Annotated in this window: 20 protein-coding genes; 6 read left to right on the top strand and 14 right to left on the bottom strand. The window is 50.5% G+C overall.

Annotated elements, in window-relative coordinates:
* Positions 1–9: 9 nt before the first annotated feature.
* Both pfkA and CPY98_RS00455 read left to right on the top strand, forming a co-directional pair.
* Positions 10–972: a 6-phosphofructokinase gene (gene pfkA / locus CPY98_RS00450; RefSeq protein ID WP_004094193.1), complete on the top strand. Its 963-nt coding sequence runs from the start codon at positions 10–12 to the stop codon at positions 970–972.
* Positions 973–1,176: 204 nt separating this feature from the next.
* Positions 1,177–2,166, top strand: a complete 990-nt coding sequence (locus CPY98_RS00455; protein ID WP_040045222.1) for a sulfate ABC transporter substrate-binding protein — start codon at positions 1,177–1,179, stop codon at positions 2,164–2,166.
* Between the two features lie 63 nt (positions 2,167–2,229).
* Here CPY98_RS00455 and tpiA read toward each other — a convergent pair whose 3' ends face one another.
* Both tpiA and CPY98_RS00465 read right to left on the bottom strand, forming a co-directional pair.
* Positions 2,230–2,997 carry a triose-phosphate isomerase gene (gene tpiA, locus CPY98_RS00460; RefSeq protein WP_025801482.1) on the bottom strand — a complete coding sequence of 256 codons (768 nt, stop codon included), beginning with the start codon at positions 2,995–2,997 and terminating at the stop codon, positions 2,230–2,232.
* 126 nt (positions 2,998–3,123) lie between these two features.
* The gene (locus tag CPY98_RS00465; RefSeq protein ID WP_096385939.1) at positions 3,124–3,807 is read right to left on the bottom strand and encodes a DUF1454 family protein; all 684 of its coding nucleotides are present in this window, start codon (positions 3,805–3,807) and stop codon (positions 3,124–3,126) included.
* A 177-nt stretch (positions 3,808–3,984) separates the two neighbouring features.
* On the opposite strand from CPY98_RS00465, the gene CPY98_RS00470 reads away from it, so the two are divergent.
* Entirely contained in the window at positions 3,985–4,416 is a 432-nt protein-coding gene (locus CPY98_RS00470) for a DUF805 domain-containing protein (protein WP_025801480.1), read from the top strand.
* Positions 4,417–4,464: 48 nt separating this feature from the next.
* Here CPY98_RS00470 and fpr read toward each other — a convergent pair whose 3' ends face one another.
* On the bottom strand, positions 4,465–5,211 hold the full coding sequence (gene fpr / locus CPY98_RS00475; RefSeq protein WP_025801479.1) for a ferredoxin--NADP(+) reductase: 747 nt from the start codon (positions 5,209–5,211) through the stop codon (positions 4,465–4,467).
* Between the two features lie 2 nt (positions 5,212–5,213).
* Complete coding sequence (locus CPY98_RS00480; RefSeq protein WP_025801478.1) at positions 5,214–5,837, bottom strand: metalloregulator ArsR/SmtB family transcription factor; 624 nt, start codon at positions 5,835–5,837, stop codon at positions 5,214–5,216.
* Between the two features lie 292 nt (positions 5,838–6,129).
* Between CPY98_RS00480 and emrD the strand changes: the two genes are divergently transcribed.
* Entirely contained in the window at positions 6,130–7,314 is a 1,185-nt protein-coding gene (gene emrD, locus CPY98_RS00485) for a multidrug efflux MFS transporter EmrD (protein ID WP_025801477.1), read from the top strand.
* 55 nt (positions 7,315–7,369) lie between these two features.
* On the opposite strand, the gene glpX is transcribed toward emrD, so the two are convergent.
* From glpX to CPY98_RS00505, 3 genes are all read right to left on the bottom strand, one after another.
* Positions 7,370–8,380: a class II fructose-bisphosphatase gene (gene glpX / locus CPY98_RS00490; protein ID WP_096385941.1), complete on the bottom strand. Its 1,011-nt coding sequence runs from the start codon at positions 8,378–8,380 to the stop codon at positions 7,370–7,372.
* 615 nt (positions 8,381–8,995) lie between these two features.
* Entirely contained in the window at positions 8,996–10,504 is a 1,509-nt protein-coding gene (glpK, locus tag CPY98_RS00500; protein WP_025801473.1) for a glycerol kinase GlpK, read from the bottom strand.
* An 89-nt stretch (positions 10,505–10,593) separates the two neighbouring features.
* Positions 10,594–11,439, bottom strand: a complete 846-nt coding sequence (locus CPY98_RS00505; protein ID WP_046360695.1) for an MIP/aquaporin family protein — start codon at positions 11,437–11,439, stop codon at positions 10,594–10,596.
* A 520-nt stretch (positions 11,440–11,959) separates the two neighbouring features.
* Between CPY98_RS00505 and zapB the strand changes: the two genes are divergently transcribed.
* Positions 11,960–12,202, top strand: coding sequence for a cell division protein ZapB (gene zapB, locus CPY98_RS00510; RefSeq protein ID WP_025801471.1), 243 nt, complete (start codon positions 11,960–11,962; stop codon positions 12,200–12,202).
* Positions 12,203–12,275: 73 nt separating this feature from the next.
* Here zapB and rraA read toward each other — a convergent pair whose 3' ends face one another.
* From rraA to priA, 7 genes are all read right to left on the bottom strand, one after another.
* Positions 12,276–12,761: a ribonuclease E activity regulator RraA gene (gene rraA / locus CPY98_RS00515; RefSeq protein ID WP_025801470.1), complete on the bottom strand. Its 486-nt coding sequence runs from the start codon at positions 12,759–12,761 to the stop codon at positions 12,276–12,278.
* Positions 12,762–12,894: 133 nt separating this feature from the next.
* Positions 12,895–13,812 carry a 1,4-dihydroxy-2-naphthoate polyprenyltransferase gene (locus CPY98_RS00520; protein WP_025801469.1) on the bottom strand — a complete coding sequence of 306 codons (918 nt, stop codon included), beginning with the start codon at positions 13,810–13,812 and terminating at the stop codon, positions 12,895–12,897.
* Positions 13,813–14,044: 232 nt separating this feature from the next.
* Positions 14,045–15,376: an HslU--HslV peptidase ATPase subunit gene (gene hslU, locus CPY98_RS00525; protein WP_025801468.1), complete on the bottom strand. Its 1,332-nt coding sequence runs from the start codon at positions 15,374–15,376 to the stop codon at positions 14,045–14,047.
* A gap of 11 nt (positions 15,377–15,387) precedes the next feature.
* A complete protein-coding gene (gene hslV, locus CPY98_RS00530; protein WP_025801467.1) occupies positions 15,388–15,918 on the bottom strand; it encodes an ATP-dependent protease subunit HslV in 531 nt (176 codons plus the stop codon).
* A gap of 86 nt (positions 15,919–16,004) precedes the next feature.
* Positions 16,005–16,985, bottom strand: a complete 981-nt coding sequence (gene ftsN / locus CPY98_RS00535; RefSeq protein WP_072053356.1) for a cell division protein FtsN — start codon at positions 16,983–16,985, stop codon at positions 16,005–16,007.
* A gap of 65 nt (positions 16,986–17,050) precedes the next feature.
* Positions 17,051–18,079 carry a DNA-binding transcriptional regulator CytR gene (cytR, locus tag CPY98_RS00540; protein WP_025801465.1) on the bottom strand — a complete coding sequence of 343 codons (1,029 nt, stop codon included), beginning with the start codon at positions 18,077–18,079 and terminating at the stop codon, positions 17,051–17,053.
* A 279-nt stretch (positions 18,080–18,358) separates the two neighbouring features.
* Positions 18,359–20,554, bottom strand: coding sequence for a primosomal protein N' (gene priA, locus CPY98_RS00545; protein WP_096385944.1), 2,196 nt, complete (start codon positions 20,552–20,554; stop codon positions 18,359–18,361).
* A 258-nt stretch (positions 20,555–20,812) separates the two neighbouring features.
* On the opposite strand from priA, the gene rpmE reads away from it, so the two are divergent.
* The gene (rpmE, locus tag CPY98_RS00550) at positions 20,813–21,028 is read left to right on the top strand and encodes a 50S ribosomal protein L31 (protein ID WP_025801463.1); all 216 of its coding nucleotides are present in this window, start codon (positions 20,813–20,815) and stop codon (positions 21,026–21,028) included.
* Positions 21,029–21,058 lie beyond the last annotated feature (30 nt).

The following is a 21,058-nucleotide window of genomic DNA, read 5'->3' on the forward strand; positions in this document are numbered from 1 at the left end:
GAGGTAGTCATGATCAAGAAAATCGGTGTATTGACGAGTGGCGGTGACGCTCCAGGTATGAACGCTGCGATCCGTGGTGTTGTACGTGCAGCGTTAGCGAAAGGGTTAGAAGTCTACGGTATTGAGGACGGCTACCTTGGCTTGTACGAAGGTCGAATGAAGCAGCTGGATCGCTCTAGCGTTTCTGACATGATTAACCGCGGTGGTACTTTCTTGGGTTCTGCGCGTTTCCCAGAATTCCGTGACGATAAAGTCCGTGAGAAAGCCGTTGATAACATGCGTAAAGTGGGTTTAGACGCATTGGTTGTTATCGGTGGTGATGGTTCATACATGGGTGCGAAGCGCATCACTGAAATGGGCTTCCCTTGCATTGGTTTGCCGGGCACGATTGATAACGACGTAGCCGGTACCGACTACACCATCGGTTACTTCACCGCGTTAGAAACCGTGGTTGAAGCGATTGACCGTCTGCGTGATACCTCTTCTTCCCACCAGCGTATCTCTATCGTTGAGGTGATGGGCCGCTACTGTGGCGATTTGACCCTGGCGGCGGCGATTGCCGGTGGCTGTGAGTTCATCGTTCTGCCAGAAGTTGAGTTCAAACGCGAAGATCTGGTTAACGAAATCAAAGCGGGCATCATCAAGGGTAAAAAACACGCGATTGTGGCTATCACCGAGCATATCTGTGATATCGATGAGTTGGCGAAACACATCGAGCAAGAAACCGGTCGCGAAACTCGCGCAACGGTACTGGGCCACATCCAGCGCGGTGGTGCGCCGGTTGCTTATGACCGCATTTTGGCTTCCCGTATGGGTGCATACTCCATTGAACTGCTGCTGCAGGGCTATGGCGGTCGTTGCGTCGGTATTCAGAACGAAAAACTGGTTCACCATGACATCATCGACGCCGTTGAAAACATGAAGCGTCCGTTTAAAGGTGACTGGTTAGAAACTGCGAAAATGCTGTACTAATCGTTTCACAAACAGACAGTGAATCTGATTCTAAAAGCCCCGTCTTGGGGCTTTTTGCTTATCTCTACGAATAAATCCCCTGAGTAAAACGCTTTTTATTATTCCCTGAAGGCATAACTGTATCTTTTTTATTCTTTAATGATTCCTCAGGTTTCTGGCAGGCTCTACCTTAACTTCTTGGGGACAAAGTTTTGGAGAGCGGTGATGCATAAATTCGGGATTGGGCTGTCGTTACTGCTGGTGGCTACCGGTGCACTGGCAAAAGATATTCAGTTGCTAAACGTTTCTTACGATCCAACGCGAGAGCTTTATCAACAATACAACGAGGCTTTCAGCAAACACTATAAGCAAGAAACGGGCGATAACGTGACGATCAGGCAGTCTCATGGCGGCTCCGGCAAACAAGCGACCTCGGTCATCAACGGTATCGAAGCCGATGTTGTCACGCTTGCGCTGGCTTATGACGTTGACGCCATCGCTGAACGCGGCCGCATTGATAAAAACTGGATCAAACGCCTACCCGATAACTCTGCACCTTACACTTCGACCATTGTATTTTTGGTACGTAAAGGCAATCCCAAACAGATCCACGACTGGAATGATTTAATCAAGCCGGGCGTTGCCATTATCACGCCTAACCCAAAAACCTCAGGCGGCGCGCGCTGGAATTATTTAGGCGCATGGGGTTATGCATTGCAAAACAACAACAACGATCAGGCGAAAGCGAAAGAGTTCGTGAAGGCGTTGTATAAAAATGTAGAGGTGCTGGATTCTGGCGCGCGTGGCGCAACCAATACCTTTGTTGAGCGAGGTATCGGTGATGTGCTGATCGCATGGGAAAATGAAGCGTTGCTGGCGCAGCATGAGCTGGGCAAAGATCAGTTTGAAATTGTAACGCCAAGCGTTTCTATTCTTGCAGAGCCAACGGTATCGGTTGTCGATAAAGTGGTCGATAAGCGCGGTACGCGTCAGGTTGCTGATGAATATCTGAAGTATTTGTATTCACCGGAAGGTCAAACTATCGCGGCGAAGAACTATTACCGCCCGCGCGACGAGGCCATTGCCAAACAATACAGCCAGCAGTTCCCACAGTTGAAGCTGTTTACCGTTGACCAAGTCTTTGGTGGCTGGCAGAAAGCGCAAAAAGAGCACTTTTCAACCGGCGGCGAGTTTGATCAAATCTCGCAGCGATAAAATATCAGATATAAAAAAACCCCGGAGATCCGGGGTTTTTGCATTTAAAGCATAAATAAGCGATTAGGCTTTTTTCGCTTCAGCTGCTGCTTTAACAATAACTGCGAAAGCGTCAGCTTTCAGAGATGCACCGCCAACCAGCGCGCCATCGATGTCTGGCTGGGTGAACAGCTCAGCAGCGTTAGCGGCATTTACAGAACCACCGTACTGAATGATCACTTCTTCAGCGGCTTCAGCGTTGTGTTTAGCGATATGATCACGGATGAATTTGTGAACGGCCTGAGCCTGTGCTGGCGTTGCAGATTTGCCAGTACCGATTGCCCATACTGGTTCGTAAGCGATGACTGCACCTTTGAACACCTGAGCGCCCATGGTTTTCAGCACGGCGTCTAACTGACGCGCACAAACTTCCTGAGTTTTACCTGCTTCGTTTTCTGCGTCGGTTTCACCGATGCACAGAACAGGGATTAAACCTGCTTCTTTAACCGCTGCGAATTTCTCAGCAATGAACTCGTCGCTTTCTTTGTGGTAAGTACGACGCTCTGAATGGCCGATAATGATGTATTTAGCACCAACATCTTTCAGCATCTGAGCAGAGGTTTCACCAGTGAATGCGCCAGATGCGTTGATACCAACGTCTTGCGCGCCCAGAGCGATACGAGAACCTGCCAGAGTATGTGCAGCCTGATCCAGATAGATAGTTGGTGGCGCGATAGCAACGTCACAGTTGGCCACTTCGCTCAGTTCGTTACGCAGCGCAAGGATCAGTTCGTTGACCATGTGGTGGCTGCCGTTGAGTTTCCAGTTGCCCATGACTAATGGTTGACGCATTTTCATTTCTCCAATTCGGGAACACATAATCGTAAAAGTCTGCCTTACGGCATTGTCTGTAAATCAGTATAGAAAGCTCGCGACTAAGAAGTTTTGTTTTCCATCATGAAATACGAAAGGATGCGACTAAGTTGCATTATCTGATAACGACAGCTTAATCGGTTCAACAGCGAAAGTAATACCTTTTTCTGCGCTATCTGACACCACATAGCGCAATGCCCCATCGTTTTGGGCGAAATAGAGCTGGCCTTTCCCTTTATTCAACAATGAGGAGACCTTAGCGGTGCATTGATCAAAGGACAGTGTAGGCGAGAAATGACGCATGATGGCGGCCATATAATTTACAGCCAGCGCACGTGATGCTTTGTCTTTGTCGTCCGGCTTAACCGTTTTCTTGTCCTCAGCTTTACCACTCTCTTTTTCATCTTTTACGGGAACGGGGGGGATATAAGTAATCTGTAAGCTTTTAATCTTACCGGTGCCTTTTTCCAGCACCACGGAAGAGTAGAGGTCGTCATTGATTTTGCTCGCCGCGCGGGTAATCGCGGTTTCTTCATTTTTAACGCTGATGGCACGGTATTCATTGATGATGAGCGTTGGATTTTCAATGTTGTACTTAGACCGGAACTCAACCAGCGTTAAATCAAAGGTAGGTGCGTTGGGGAGCAGATAAGGCGCCGCAGGGAGTTCGTCACTCAGAGAATGCTTATCATCTGCTGCATGAGCTGAGAAGCTGATGGTGGAGGCCCATAGAAGCAGCATCGGTAAGAGGAAAACGTTGTTGGATGTGTAGCAACTCATTTTTTTCATTGTTGGTCTGATTTTCCAATCCACTATTCTGAATGCTGGTAATACACACGCCTGATACCTGATTAAAGCGTTTTAGGAGGGTGATTGTCAAAATTGTGTGCAAAATTCCCCGATGGCCAATCGAGATAAGGTAGACTTTGCCGCCATTAGGTTTAATTACGTAGGTAACGTCGGAAAATGACCATTCAAAAATGGTGTTTCTCTTTTAACGGACGGATCGGGCGGCGCGATTTCTGGATTTGGATGGGGTTGTGGGCGCTGCTTTTAGTGATTATTTTTTCCATTGCAGGAAGCGGCTGGGTTTCACTACAAACGGCGGCATTTGGCTTGGTATTTTCTCTTTGGCCAACGGCTGCGGTGCTGGTGAAGCGTTTGCACGATCGTAATAAGTCAGGTTGGTGGGCGCTTTTAGTGGTACTGGCATGGATGCTAGCTGCGGGGAATTGGAGCATGTTGGCCGAGATCTGGCAGTGGGGGGTTGGGCGTTTTGTCCCTACGCTGATTGGTGTGATGATGCTGATTGACTGCGGCTCATTCGTGGGAACAGAAGGTGATAACCGTTTTGGCCCAGAGCCTACACCTGTCGATTTTAAGAACGCAGGGCGTTAAAGCAAAAAAAGTGCCGAACAAATTATCCGGCACCCGATCGTGGCGCTATTACCAGTAATGCTCGCTGGTGATATGGCCTGGTTTACGGCGCAAATGCTTACGCATTCCACGCGTTTCCTTCAGTACCTGCTGGGTATCGCGCACCATCTGCGGATTACCGCATAACATAATGTGGCTGTTATCGGCATCAATTTTCAGGCCGACGGCGGCTTCCAGCGAGCCATCCTCAATTAGTGCGGGAACTCGCCCCTGCAGTGAACCCGCAGCGTTCTCACGGCTAACTACGGTTTGAATCCGCAGTTTACCGTTATAACGCTGCTCAAGTTGTTGCATCAGCGGCAAATAGCTTAGGTCTTGCGCCAAGCGAGCGGCATGAACCAAAACGATATTTTCAAAGCGTTCTAGGTCTTTGCCTTCCTGCAGAATTGACAAATAAGGCCCCAGCGCGGTCCCTGTCGCGAGCATCCATAGCGTATTACAGTCAGGCACCTCTTCCAGAACAAAGAAGCCTGCGGCCTCTTCAGTCACTTGTAAAGTATCTCCGGCCTGCAAGCTGTGCAGGCGAGGGCTGAGCTTGCCATCAGGCACGGTCACCAGATAAAACTCTAAGTTATTATCACTCGGCGCGTTGACGTAAGAGTAAGCGCGTTGCACACGCTCACCGTCGATATCCAAGCCGAGTTTGGCAAACTGGCCAGCCTTAAAGGCATTGACCGGTGCTTGCACTTGTATGCTGAACAGATTATCTGTCCAGTGTTGAACTTGAGTAATGGTTCCCGTTACCCATTCTGCCATGGTTACAACTCCCGAGGTGTAATGCGATATGCACAGCGGCGTGAGTTGGAAATAATATGCTCGACTCGGTCGATTTCATAGTTCGGCCCTAAAAGACGATGCAATAAACTCAGCTCTGAGTTGCATAAGTTACCGCAGTTATGGGCTGCAACGCCAATCGGACAGTGGTTTTCGATCAGGACAACGGCATCGTCTTCGACTTCCAACTCGGCCATATAGCCGTCGTTTTGGCGCAGGCGAGCCAAGGCCTGAAAGCGCTCCTCACCTTCGGGATGCTTTTCAAGCTCGGTCGTATAACGCTGGAAGAGAGAGTCTTCGCGCACGTTAATGAGTTTGTCGACGCCTTCATCACCAAATAATTGCTGTGCGGCGCCAAGTAACACGCGTGACAGATCTTGATGACGATCTGGGAATTGGCCGTGGCCCTTGGTGGTTAATGACCAATAACGCGTTGGGCGACCTACCTTGGTTCTGGCCTCTTCATAACAGACAAGCTCACGTTGCTCGAGCTGCTGTAAATGCTGGCGAATGCCCATAGTCGTGATAGAAATTCTATCTGCGAGCATTTTGGCTGATTGAGGGCCTAGGCTCTTCAACTGCAGCATAATCAGTTCTGGTGTCTTCATGACTCAAATCCTTTTGGAAAGTGGGTATATAGTTTAATAACTTATAAATCGCTATTAAATGATTAATATTCTCTATTTTTAATCTCGTCGCAGAAAGAACATGTTGCTGTAACTTTTTCTTTACGAGTCGGGTACTTTTATATGCCAAATCACACCAGAATAAAGAACCTTACTCTCTCGTTTATTTAAACCAATCTGTTAGATTATGCGCCGATCTATGGGTTTAACTTCCTGACTTTCACCAAGTGAATGGTCGATTATACTAATTTAATGCGTCGGCAAGCGTAAGATAATGAGAAAGCTCGAAAATTTTCATCTGTTAGTGATGTTGATTCTATTAGTCGCCGTTGGACAGATGGCGCAAACCATTTATGTGCCTTCTATTGCCGATATGGCGCGCGATTTAGGTGTGCGTAGCGGTGCGGTGCAGGGCGTAATGGCGGCGTATTTACTGACCTATGGTGGCTCGCAGTTGATCTACGGCCCGATATCCGATCGGGTGGGCCGTCGCCCCGTTATTCTGCTCGGTATGGGGATTTTCATCGCTGGTGCCTTGTGGGCATTGTTGTCTACCAATTTAGACATGCTGATCATGGCGAGTGCCTTGCAAGGAATGGGGACGGGTGTTGCCGGCGTAATGGCGCGAACGATGCCCCGCGATCTTTACGAAGGGCCTTCTCTGCGTTATGCCAATAGCCTATTAAACATGGGTATTCTGGTTAGCCCGCTGCTGGCACCGGTCATCGGCGGCATGTTGGATTCGGTACTAGGCTGGCGTGCTTGCTATGGCTTCCTACTGCTGCTGTGCGTTTGCGTTATGTTTTCGATGTATCGCTTTCTGCCAGAAACTCGCCCAGCTAACGCACCGCGTAAGAACATGCTTGCCAGCTACAAGATGTTGCTGACTAACGGCTCGTTTGGTTGCTATCTGATTATGCTGGTTGGTGGACTGGCCGGGGTAGCTGTATTTGAAGCCTGCTCCGGCGTCTTAATGGGCGGCGTATTAGGGCTTAGCGGCATTGTCGTTAGTATTCTGTTTATTCTGCCTATTCCTGCGGCCTTCTTCGGCGCTTGGTACGCAGGGCGTCAGGGAAAAAGCTTCTCTACGTTGATGTGGCATTCGGTGATTAGCTGTTTGGTTGCCGGATTTATGATGTGGATACCAGGCTGGTTCGGCATTATGAATATCTGGACGCTGGTTGTGCCTGCTGCCTTGTTCTTCTTTGGCGCTGGAATGCTGTTCCCACTGGCGACCACCGGTGCTATGGAGCCATTCCCGTTCTTGGCGGGTGCTGCGGGTGCTTTAGTGGGTGGATTGCAAAACGTAGGTTCTGGTGCGATGGCGTGGTTTTCAGCACTGCTGCCTCAGACGGGGCAATTCAGTTTAGGCATGTTAATGACGGCAATGGGCGTGATGATTCTGCTTTGCTGGCTGCCGCTGGCGCATAAAATGCAGCAGCAAGGGCATATGGCGTAGTCGTTGAATTAACATCGTTCAGCCTCCTTGAGAATGGGAGGCTGAACGACTGAAACTAGATAATCAATTCGCAGATCTTCGGATCTTTACGGTCCAGATAATGCGTTGAGCGAATGCGGCGAATAGTACGCGACTTACCACGAACCAGCAGCGTTTCCGTTGTCGCCATATTGCCTTTACGATAAATCCCTTCCAGCAAATCGCCCTTCGTGATCCCCGTTGCGGAGAACACCACGTTATCGTTACGCGCCATTTCATCCAGACGCAGCACTTTACCGGCTTCAATACCCATTTCAGCACAGCGCTTCAGCTCTTGCTCGCCTAAAGCACGGTTTTCAGGCGTGTCGCCTTTTACGTCGTGGCGTGCCAGCAGGCGGCCATGCATATCGCCATCCAGAGCACGAATAACGGCGGCTGATACTACGCCTTCAGGCGCACCACCGATGCCATACATCACATCGACTTCGCTTTCAGGCATACAGGTCAGAATTGAGGCGGCAACATCACCGTCAGGAATGGCAAAAACTTTAACGCCCATCGCCTGCATTTCCGAAATAACGCCATCATGGCGAGGTTTTGCCAGCGTGATGACGGTCAGTTCATGCAGTGGTTTTTCCAGTTTTTCAGCTACTAAACGCAGGTTTTCGGCCAATGGACGATTTAAATCGATAACCCCCTTAGCTTGAGGCCCTACGACTAACTTTTCCATATACATATCTGGCGCGCGTAAAAACGTACCCTTATCACCGACAGCCATCACGGCGAGCGCATTTGACTGCCCCATGGCCGTCATGCGAGTGCCTTCAATAGGATCTACCGCGATATCAACCTGATCGCCGTTGCCAGTACCGACACGCTCGCCGATATATAACATTGGCGCTTCATCGATCTCTCCTTCACCGATGACGATTTCCCCGTCGATATCGACCTGATTAAGCATAATGCGCATCGCATTTACGGCAGCGCCGTCGGCGGCATTTTTGTCACCACGACCTAACCATTTATAACCTGCCAGTGCTGCGGCTTCTGTGACGCGGGAGAACTCGATGGCTAATTCACGTTTCATTGTAGATCCGTATTGGTTACTGAAAGTTTGAAGGATAAAGACGGGAGGGGATTTTAGCACAAGGTGAGTGGGGGGATTGGAAAACGATTGCAGGGGCTTCATTGCGGCTACCTTCTACTCTATGTTGGAGCGGTGAAGGGTTTCGTCCGCCAGTCAGCAAATTTGTTTCCATGAAACCGCGGCGTAGGCGTCCGATGAGAGCCCCGTTGCGCGGGGGCTCTCAACTCGCGCGCTTTTTACCGAGCTGTTTGGCCGACCGGTCTCGGAGCGCACATCCTGTGCGCCCTCAACCTGCCACCAGCATCCCTGCTGGCGGCTCTAAAATACATTCTTTCAACAGGACAAGACAAAAGATAAAAGGCAAAAGACATTTTTGTCTTTTTAACTATTTAAGTTTTGGTAGAGAGAGCCGCCGGTACAGGGATGTACCGGTGGAGTTTGGGGCGCCCTGGATGGGCGATACCAAACCGGAGCGGAGATGGCGTCTCGGACAAAAGCGCGAGGATTGAAGGGGCGCGCGCTGGCGCCCCTCATCGGTCGCCTACGCCAGTGGTTGCAGAAAAACACAACGGATAGCGGGCGAACGAAACCTTACACCTTAGCTTTACATAAATATCAATCGTGCTCTTCCCACGCCTGAGCGCGTGACACCGCTTTTTTCCAGCCGCTGTAGCGGTAGTTACGCTCCACGGTTTCAATGCTTGGACGGAATTCACGTTCGATAGTCGCTTTACTGCGCAGCTCTTCCAGGTCGCTCCAGAAACCAACGGCTAAGCCAGCCAGATAAGCAGCACCCAACGCGGTCACTTCTAGCACCGCAGGGCGTTCAACACGCGTACCAAGGATGTCAGACTGGAATTGCATCAGGAAGTTGTTGGCAACGGCACCACCGTCGACACGCAGTGCTTTCAGACGAGTACCTGAGTCTGCCTGCATGGCGTCTAGCACATCACGAGTTTGATAGGCGATAGATTCCAACGTGGCACGGATGATGTGGTTGCTATTGACGCCACGGGTTAGACCGAAGATCGCGCCACGTGCATACGGGTCCCAATACGGTGCGCCCAAACCGGTGAAGGCAGGAACAACGTACACGCCGTTGCTGTCTTTGACTTTCGTAGCGAAGTACTCAGAGTCGGCCGCATCGTTGATAAGCTTCATCTCATCGCGCAGCCACTGAATGGATGCACCACCGATAAATACTGCACCTTCCAGCGCATAGTTAACTTCACCGCGTGGGCCACAGGCGATGGTCGTTAACAGGCCGTGTTTAGAAGGAACTGCTTCTTTGCCGGTGTTCATCAGGAGGAAGCAGCCGGTGCCATAGGTATTTTTCGCCATGCCTTCCTGGACACACAGTTGGCCATAAAGCGCTGCCTGCTGGTCACCCGCGATACCCGCGATAGGAATACGTGTCCCGCCTTTACCACCGATGTTGGTTTGACCATAGATTTCTGACGATGGGCGTACGGTTGGCAGCATTTCGCGAGGGATATCCAGCGCTTCCAGCATGCGCTCATCCCACTCAAGGGTGTGGATGTTGAACATCATGGTACGAGAGGCGTTGGTATAATCAGTGACGTGAACACGCCCCTGAGTCATTTTCCATACCAGCCACGTATCCACGGTACCGAACAGCAGTTCGCCGCGCTTCGCACGTTCACGCGAACCTTCAACGTGATCCAGAATCCATTTTACTTTGGTACCGGAGAAATACGGGTCAACCACTAAGCCTGTATTGTGGCGAATGTACTCTTCCATGCCCGCTTTTTTCAGCTTTTCACAAATGTCAGCGGTACGGCGGCATTGCCAGACGATAGCGTTATAAATTGGCTTACCGGTTTCTTTTTCCCACACGATGGTGGTTTCACGCTGGTTGGTGATACCGATACCGGCGATTTGATCTGAACTAATATCTGCCTTCGCAAGAACTTCGACCAGAGTAGAACTTTGCGTCGCCCAAATCTCCATTGGGTCATGTTCAACCCATCCTGCTTTTGGATAGATTTGCTCAAATTCACGCTGAGAGACGCTGATGATATTAGCGTCATGATCCAGTACCACGGCACGAGAGCTGGTGGTTCCTTGGTCGAGCGCGACGATGTATTTTTTTTCGGTCGTCATAACATTAATCCTGCGTTGATGAACTGAAAACGACATGGTGTCTCAAAGAGATGAAAACCGGCGCAGATATCGCCTACGCCGGTGAATGACTAAGCCTTACGCTGTTCGGGTTTCGCTGCTGGCTCATCTTCTAACTTGCACACATCACATGGCAAGTGGCGGCCAATCAATGAGCGGTAACCGAAGGCACCAATACATGCACCGACGATTGGGCCAAAGATAGGTACTAAGAAGTATGGAATATCACGGGCACCCGTAAAGGCCACTTCACCCCAGCCTGCCACATAGGCAAAGATTTTAGGTCCAAAGTCACGGGCTGGATTTAGGGCAAATCCGGTTAGTGGACCCATGGATGCACCGATAACTGCGATCAGGATACCGATCAACAGCGGCGCTAATGGCCCACGCTGAATCCCGTTGCCGTCATCGGTAAGAGCGAGGATCAAGCACATCAGAATGGCGGTAATCACGGTTTCAACCAAGAAGGCTTGTCCAACCGAGATATGTGGATTTGGGTAAGTTGAGAATACGCCCGCCTGATCCAAGCTGGCTACGCTGCCGCGCACGATGTGGTTGGCTTGTTCGAAATCGACAAACAGGTTGTGATATAAGCCATACACCAGCGCTGCCGCGCAAAATGCACCTGCGATTTGCGCGATGATGTAAGGCACAACCTTACGTTTATCGAAGCAGGCAAATAGCCATAACGCGATGGTCACGGCAGGGTTAAGGTGTGCACCAGAAATGGCGGCGGTAAGGTAAATTGCCATGGCAACACCCAAGCCCCAAATGACGCTTATTTCCCACTGACCAAAACTTGCGCCCGCCAGCTTGAGTGCGGCTACGCAGCCACATCCAAAAAATATCAGCAACGCGGTGCCAAGAAACTCAGCGATGCATTGCCCTTTTAACGTTGAACTAGCTGTTTGGCTCATGACTTGATGTCCTAACGACGAATTATTGTAGGGAGTAAGGCTCAGCCCTTATCTATTTATTTTGGGCTTGTTGTAAATTTATCGTTAACGAGCAAAAACGAGAAATAGCGAAATCAAAATGTGTGTGCTTCGTCATAAAAATGAGTGAAGCCGCGCATTTAGTGCTCTTTTAGCGAAATTTTTTTGTGATCTGACCACTGACACAGATCATGGTGACACGATTTTGTAAAATAATTGTGAAAACAACATCGTAGAGAAAAATGCTTTTTTTAGGGATTTGCTGATAGGCAGAAGGTGCGAATTTGTTACAGACTGCACTTTGCCTCAGTATCGCGCTAGACAGTAGAGAATGGGGTACATACAATCGGAGTTGAAACGAATTTATTGCGCAGTGGCTTGCGCGCCTTGAGGTGACAGCAGCCGTTGTGTTTATGGGCGCAACTATATTTTCGCAGTGGGTGCTAAAGAAACGCACTCACTACAGCAGATGTACGCCTGGCTATGATAAGGGGACAGAAGAATGTCATTTGAAGTATTTGAAAAATTGGAAGCAAAAGTTCAGCAGGCGATTGATACCATTACGCTGTTGCAGATGGAAATCGAAGAGCTGAAAGAACAAAACACTCAACTGAATCAAGAAGTTCAGCAAGCCGCTGGCTCTCGTGAGTCTTTGGTGCGTGAAAACGAACAGCTTAAAGAAGAACAAACTGCATGGCAGGAGCGCCTGCGCTCTTTGTTAGGCCGCATGGATGAAGTTAACTAAGCTGTCTTTATTCATGGTTAAGATATAAAAAAGGCGCTCAATGAGCGCCTTTTCTCACAAAGGAAGCGATGGATTATTCAAGATCCAACGGTTCTTCGGAAAGAATAATACCGGTGTTATCTGCATACAGATGATCACCAGAGAAGAAGGTCACGCCGCCGAAATTGACGCGGATATCGCTTTCGCCGATGCCTTCTCCGTCTGCGCCAGCAGGAATGGCCGCCATTGCTTGAATACCGATATCCAGTTCCTCAAGGTCATCGACCTGACGAACGGCACCGTACACCACAATGCCTTCCCACTCATTCTGAGCTGCAAGACGAGCCAGTTCCGCGTTGATTAAAGCACGGCGCACAGAACCGCCGCCGTCGATGACCATTACGCGTCCACGTCCGTTTTCTTCCAGCAATTCATAGAGCAGGCCGTTATCCTCAAAGCATTTCACGGTAGTGATCTGCCCGCCAAACGAAGTACGCCCACCAAAGTTGGAGAACAACGGTTCTACTACATTCACATCTTCATGATAAATGTCGCATAGTTCGGAAGTATCGTATTTCATAGGATTAACGTCTGTTTGCCGCAGGGGGGTCTAGTATATCCCCTTATTCATGTTGTTTGCAAAAACACCAATTGTTAAATATGACTAAACGCGGCGCTGGCGCACGTTTTGCGCGCCAGCGAAAAGAGGGGAATTAGCTGAGCACGGTGCCAATGGCGAATAAGACGTTGGCTAGTAAGGCACTTTTCACCATGTTTTCTAGCATCGGTCGCATTGCTTCTGGCGTGCGGTGTGTGAAAACGTAGCGGCCATGCTTATACAGCATGGGGATAGCGAGAACGAACAGCCAGCCAAACGCGCTTTTGAGATTCACCAAGGCGAACAAGGCTAAGCACACCACGGCGCCAATCAGTAAAGCCACGTGGTAGACGCGTGCTTTGATGGGCCCGAGACGTACAGCCAGCGTGTTTTTGCCATTCACCGCATCATTTTCGATATCGCGCAGGTTATTGATATTCAAAACCGCCGTGGCTAAGAAACCACAGGCCGTGGCTGGCAGCATGACAACGCTGTCAAAAGTCCCCGCCTGCAGATAATAGGTGCCTGCTACGCTGAGCCAGCCAAAGAAGACCAGCACGGAAATATCGCCCAAACCCATATAGCCATAAGGACGAGTGCCTACGGTGTAGGTAATCGCGGCGACGATGGCCATCAAACCTAAAACCAAAAATCCGATGATATCTTGTGGCTTCTGGCAGGCGACGGCAATGAGTGCAATACCGGACAAAATGGTGATCACCACGGTAATGCCGAGCGCTCGCTTCATCTGCGCTTGGGTAATCACGCCTTTTTGCATACCACGCAATGGCCCGATGCGCTCTTCGGTATCGCTTCCTTTCACGGCATCGCCATAGTCATTGGCGAGGTTGGAGAGAATTTGCAGCATCGCCGCCGTCAGTAGCGCAAGCAGGGCAATTTCGACCTTAAAGGTATGTTGCCACGCTGCAATGGCAGAACCGGTGACAATAGATGCCAAAGCCAGCGGCAAGGTACGCAGGCGCAAACTTTCCAACCAGGCGCGTGGCCTGCTAATTGTTGTTGATGAACTCATTATTCGCTTCAGTCGCTCAGGGGATCCCATCGTGAAATATTCGGGTGAGGGTTCCAGTTAAGGTCGGTAATCTACCATATTTTATCAAATGGATATTGTATACCCGTTATACGTGATGCTGCCTCGGTGTTAGCCGTGGCGTGTAACGCCAATATTTTAGGGTATAGACGTAAAAAAGGGAGGCCAAAGCCTCCCTTTTACCACAACCGATAGGGACGGTTCTTAAAACGAATTATAGGATAAACCGGCTCAGATCTTCATCTGCAACGAGCTCATCGAGATGATTACGCACATATTCCGCATCAATCGTCACTGTTTGGCCGCTCATATCGCTGGCTTCGAAGGAAATTTCTTCGACCAGACGTTCCAGAATGGTGTGTAAGCGACGTGCACCGATGTTTTCTGCGCTTTCGTTAACTCGCCATGCCGCTTCAGCGATATGACGTACGCCGTCAGCGGTGAAGTTAATGGTCAGGCCTTCGGTGGCCATCAACGCCTGATACTGTTCTGTCAGGGACGCACTTGGCTCGGTCAGGATACGTTCGAAGTCTTCTGTCGTCAGCGCCTGTAGCTCAACGCGGATTGGCAGACGGCCCTGTAGTTCTGGGATCAGATCCGATGGGCTAGATACTTGGAATGCGCCAGAAGCAATAAACAGAATGTGATCGGTTTTCACCATGCCGTGCTTGGTGGAAACGGTGCAGCCTTCAATCAGAGGCAACAGGTCACGCTGAACGCCTTCGCGGGAAACGTCTGGGCCAGAGGATTCACCGCGTTTACAGATTTTGTCGATCTCATCGATAAATACGATACCGTTTTGCTCAACGGCGTGAATCGCCTGCTCTTTCAGCTCTTCTGGATTAACCAGTTTTGCGGCTTCTTCTTCAATCAGTAGCTTGAACGCTTCTTTGATTTTGATTTTGCGCGCTTTCTGCTTTTGACCGCCCAGATTTTGGAACATGGACTGCAGCTGGTTGGTCATTTCTTCCATGCCAGGAGGTGCCATGATTTCAACGCCAACCGGTGAAGCGGCTAATTCTAATTCGATTTCTTTATCATCGAGCTGACCTTCACGCAGTTTCTTGCGGAAGCTCTGGCGTGCAGCGGATGGCTCGGCGCTTTGCTCAGCCTGACCCCAGTTGTTTTTTGCTGGTGGGATCAAGACGTCCAGAATACGCTCTTCGGCCATTTCTTCGGCGCGATAGCGGTTCTTTTCGATGGACTGCATGCGCACCATTTTCATGGCGGAGTCAGTCAGATCACGGATGATAGAGTCAACTTCTTTGCCCACATAGCCCACTTCGGTGAACTTGGTGGCTTCAACCTTGATGAACGGTGCGTTGGCTAATTTAGCCAGACGACGGGCGATTTCGGTTTTACCGACGCCGGTTGGGCCGATCATCAGAATATTTTTTGGTGTCACTTCATGACGCAGCTCATCGTTGAGCTGCATACGACGCCAGCGGTTACGCAGGGCAATTGCCACGGCGCGTTTTGCCGAGTGTTGGCCAATGATGTAGCTGTCGAGTTCGCTGACAATTTCGCGTGGGGTCATCTCAGACATGTTTGGAGTCCTTACGCTTTGGAGTCTAATTCTTCAATGGTGTGGAACTGATTGGTGTAGATGCAGATATCACCAGCTATACCCAGCGCTTTATCAACGATTTCGCGGGCACTCAGTTCTGTGTTTTCTAGCAATGCGCGAGAGGCTGCCTGAGCATAAGGGCCGCCGGAACCTATCGCGATTAAATCATTTTCAGGCTGAATAACGTCACCGTTGCCGGTGATGATGAGGGAGGCGTTTTCATCCGCGACGGCCAGCAGCGCTTCGAGCTTGCGCAGCATGCGGTCGGTGCGCCAGTCTTTGGCAAGCTCAACGGCGGCTTTAACCAAATGTCCCTGATGCAGTTCCAGTTTACGTTCAAAGAGTTCGAACAGGGTGAAGGCATCTGCGGTGCCGCCAGCAAATCCGGCAATAACGCGGTCGTTATAGAGACGACGCACTTTACGAACATTACCTTTCATCACGGTATTGCCCATGGTCGCCTGACCATCACCACCGATCACCACTTTACCGTTGCGGCGTACGCTTACTATTGTTGTCACGAGCAGACCCCCGTAGCTGACGAAATAAGAACCCCACACTTTTGTGTGGGGGCATTGTCAGATAGATGGGGGGGATATTTTGCTTTTCAACCCCCGACGGAGAGGGCAATACAGCCAGACATCCCATCACCCTTCAATCGTTGCAGCATTTTGTCTGCTGAAGCGCGGCTGGTGTATGGGCCTAACAGAACGCGATTCCAGCCACCGCCAGCGGTAATACGGCTTTCTACGCCGCCAAAGGCGAGCTGGGCTCTGACTGATTCCGCCTGATCGGTACTGCGGAATGAACCACATTGCACCATCCATTTCTGCGCGTTTTCTTTTTCAGGTGCTTTCTCAGCCGCTTTTTCTGTTTTGGTCTCTTTTGCTGGTGCAGGTTGCTCTGCCACGCTTGTCACCGGAGCCGGTTTTTCTTTGTGCGGCTGCTGAACCGGTGGCTGAGTCGCTTGCACTGGTGGTGCTGTGCGCACAGGACGTGCCGGTTCAGTGGTGGTTTGGCGAGGCTGAGAAGGTGCCGTATTTTGCTGAGAGAACGGATTGCGTGGCTGCGAACTCGTGACCGGCTGTTGCTGGGTATAGGTTTGATCCGGCATCCGGCTATTTTGCGGCGCGCGACGTGCAATCTGCGTTTGATCGTTATACGGCACTTCAGACAGCTGAGTTGGCTGCTGACGCATATCAGACTGCATTTGGTCGAGAAGCTGGCGCTGTTCTGCGGTCAGCTGTGGCTGCTGCGTAGGTGCAGTGGCTGCGCTACTGGTGGGATCTGTAGGCGTAGCAACGCCAACCTGACGATTCTCAAGCTCTTTGATGTAACGCCAGCGCTCTTCCGGTTTTGGAGGAAGACCATTACCCGCATGTTTGGCCTGCGTCGGTAACAGTTCATCACTGTCTGGCTTATGGTGAGTCAGGAAATAAAGGCCGGCAGCGAAAGTCACTAAAACCCCCAAGGCGACAACCACCATGGTTTTAGAGATACCCCGAGATGATTTTTTCTTTTTCCGGGTATTGGTTTTGCGCTTCGCTCCTGATGAGCGGCCCCGGCTCACATAGTCTCTTTGTGCCACTGTCTTTTCGCTACATCGTGATTTTGAATTAAGAGCGCCATGTTACTGAACTCATCCCAATTTAACTAGCGTTTCGGCGCAGATGTACTTCCTCTGACGATAAATTCGCTGTCTAACAGTCTTGAACCGCTCACCACAGAGCGACTGTGAAGCTGTTCTAACAGCAATAACATCGCTTCTCGGCCAATTTGGTAGCGTGGTTGAGAAACGGTGGTCAGTGGAGGATCGCAGTACTGCGCCTGCTTGATATCGTCGAAACCTACCAGAGAAACGTCATCGGGTACGCGTAATCCCATGCGCTTGGCTTGAGAAAGCGCGCCAATCGCCATCACATCACTATGGCAGAAAATCGCCGTTGGTGGCTGTGGCAAGGACATCAGATTATGCATAGCCTGTGCGCCAGCCTCATAGGTAAAGTCGCCGCGCTCAACAAAACTTTTCTCTTCGGCGATACCGCAGCGGCGCAATGCCTGAATATAGCCACGTAGGCGATATTTACTCAGCGGCATACTTTCAGGACCTGCAATGCAGGCAATACGATGATGACCTAGCTCATGCAGATAGAGCACGGCCTCAAAGGCTGCGGTGAGGTTATCGATATGGACAGTTGGAAGTTCAAGTTCGGGAGCGAACTCGTTGGCCATCACCATCGGTGGCAAATTTTTCTGTTCTTCTTTGCTGGCATCAAAAGGAACGTTCGAGCCGAGCAGCAGCATGCCATCGATTTGTTTAGTGATAATAAGATTAACGAAGGTTTTTTCCTGCTGCTGTTGCTGAGCGCAGTCGCCTAGCAAAACCAAATACCCATGCTCAGCGGCGGTGCGTTCTACGCCTTGGATCACTTCGGCAAAAAAAGGATCGCAGATATCAGGCACAATCACCAGAATCGTGCGCGATTCATTTCGCTTGGCGCTGCGGGCCAACGCATGCGGAGAATAACCAACGGCTAATACGGCCTGTTCAACTTTTTGGCGGGTAGATGCAGAGACTTTCTCGGGGTTCATCAATGCTCGTGAAACGGTGGCCGTTGAGACACCGGCGTGTTCAGCCACATCTTTCATGGTGGCAGCAGACATGCTTTGCTTCTCTTCCAACGCTGTTCTCCTTGCGTCTGGCGAAACGCCGACGCGGCGAGTGTTGCTCGTCCTGTTTTACTGAATGAAAACCAGCTTCCTTGCGTCATCCCAAATTTTATTGTCTGGAATGCTCATACCAGTTCATGAATTACCATATGGATCACATTTTAAACAGAATGCACCCTGCTGTTGTTACCTAATTTGCATGAGAAATGTGACCTAGATAGATTTTTTAGATCGGGATCGCAAATCATCATTTTTATCTCTCTGTCTGATGGCCTTTCTCATCAAGGCAGATCAGTTATCGGTAGGGTCAACGTCCACTGTCCATTTTACTTTTTTCACCGTTGGCAACGTGCCAATCAGTGGCAGTGTGCCTTTAACAATTTTCTGTAAACGGGCACGAGACGGATGTTGAAGCAGCAACTGCCAGCGGAATCGTCCTCCGCGTTTGGGTTGCAGCGCGGGTACCGGCCCTAGAATCCAGAATGACTCATCACGCAGCGGGCTGGCTTCTAATAGATTTCTTAATTGTTGCAAAAACTGGGGTGCATTTTGGTTATCGTGATCGTCGGCGCGTACCATGATGTGGCTGGTATACGGGGGAAGAAATACGCTTTTGCGCTCTTTTAAGGCCTGCTCGGCAAACGCGTCATAGCCTTGGTTAAGCAGTGTCAGCAGTAAAGGGTGCTCTGGGTGATGGGTTTGTAATATGACTTCGCCCTGTTTTCCCGCGCGGCCCGCGCGGCCCGATACCTGCGTATAAAGTTGGGCAAAACGTTCGGCAGAGTGGAAGTCAGCGGAAAACAGCGCGCCGTCTACGTCAAGCAAAGCTACCAGCGTGACGTTAGGAAAGTGATGGCCCTTCGCCAGCATTTGGGTGCCGATCAAGATACGAGCGCCACCGCGGTGTACTTCAGCCAATTGTTGCTCTAATGCGCCTTTGCGGCTGGTGGTATCGCGGTCAATGCGGGTAATCGGCGTGTCAGGGAAAAGCGCCGCGAGCTCGGTTTCTAATTGCTCCGTTCCCAATCCAACAGGCACTAAATTGGTGGTGCCACACTGTGGGCACTGGCGCGGGATTGGCTTTTGGCTGTCGCAATGATGGCAGCGCAAATGGTGCTGCTGCTGATGCAGGGTGTAGTAATGATCGCAGCGCTGACATTCGGCAATCCAGCCACATTCATGGCACAGTAGCGCTGGAGCAAAACCTCGGCGGTTTAAAAATAAAATCACCTGATTACCGGCGTCAACGTGTTGTTTCATTCGTTGCAGCAAGGGCTGTGCAAGACCGGCTTTTAGCGGCAGGCCTTTTAAATCGAGCAAGTGTTGGGTGGCTGGTTTTGCGTTTCCCGCTCGCTGCGTGAGCCGCAAACGACGGTATTTACCCAACTCAACGTTATGCAATGTTTCTAATGCGGGTGTAGCCGAACCCAGCACGATAGGGATATCTTCCTGATGTGCGCGGAATACGGCTAAATCACGCGCGTGGTAGCGCCAGCCTTCCTGCTGCTTATAAGAACTATCATGCTCTTCATCAATGATGATAACGCCTAAGCGAGCAAAGGGCGTAAACAGCGCTGAGCGCGTCCCGATAACGATGGCGCTTTCACCGTTGCGCGCCCGCAGCCAAGCCGCGAGGCGTTCACTGTCGTTTAAACCAGAATGAAGCACATCTACCGGGGCGTTGAACCGTTCTCTAAACCGGGCGATGGTTTGCGGGGTGAGTCCTATCTCAGGTACTAAAACCAGCGCTTGGCGGCCCTGTGCGAGAATATTTTCGATGACGCTTAAATAAACTTCGGTTTTGCCGGAGCCGGTGACGCCCGCCAGCAACCATGCGCTGAACTGGTTGTCTTCGCTACGAATCGCGCCCACGGCGGTGGCTTGTTCAGTGTTGAGCTTTAAGCGCTCACCGTTTACCGCATAGTTTTTACGCCAGTCTTGAAGCTCTGGCGACTCAGCGCGTAACTCGGCCAGCCCTTTGGCTTTGATGCTTTGTAGTGCGGCATCGGTGAGATCGCATTCAACGACCTGATGGCGATACAGAGGCCGCTGCAACAACATGGCGAGCGCTTGCTGCTGCTTGGGGGCGCGTTTGAGTGTTTCAGGTAGGGTCGCTTTGCCCTGTTCCGTGATCACCCATTGCCAGAGTTGCCCATGCTGGGCGGGTTTCCCCTGACGTAGCATCACCGGCAGCGCATGAAATAAAACCTCGCCGATCGGGTAGTGATAATAGTCTGCCGCCCAGCGCAGCATGTGCCACATGCGGGAGGAAAATAGCGATTCATCGTCAATGATATGGTGAATCGACTTTAAATTTTCGAGCGGAAGTTCGCTGTGCTCGCTGACGCCGGTGATAATGCCGATCATTTTACGCTGTCCAAAAGGCACACTGACCCTTACACCCACGGCGGGTTTCACACCTGCGGGCAGAAGGTAATCAAAGGTGCGTGGCAATGGAACGGGTAAAGCTACGTGAGCGACCGACATGTTTTATCCTGCTTCTAAATGTATGCGTAGTTTACATGCAGGGAGGGGGGAGTGAATCAGTTTAATTGATATCGCTGATTTTACGTGTCGTAATAGAAGATGAATAAAGCCACTTGCAATTCGATTGCGGTGGATGTTTTATCTCTGTATAATTCGCCGCCTTTGATAGTCTTTTTTATCAAACCAAATTTATCAACCACGCGTGGTGTCTGGCGGAATAGGGCTGGATAGCGACGCGGCCTTAACTGAGGTTATCCCATGAAACAAGGTATCCACCCGAACTACGTTGCAATCACTGCAACTTGCTCTTGCGGCAACGTGATTAAAACTCATTCTACCGCAGGTCACGACCTGAACCTGGACGTATGTGGTAACTGCCACCCGTTCTATACTGGCAAGCAGCGTGATGTTGCTACCGGTGGTCGTGTTGACCGCTTCAACAAGCGTTTCAGCGTACCAGGCACTAAGAAGTAATTCTTTTTGCTCAAGAAAAAGGCACCTAAG

This window comes from Hafnia sp. CBA7124 (genome assembly GCF_002355555.1).
GTDB lineage: Bacteria > Pseudomonadota > Gammaproteobacteria > Enterobacterales > Enterobacteriaceae > Hafnia > Hafnia alvei.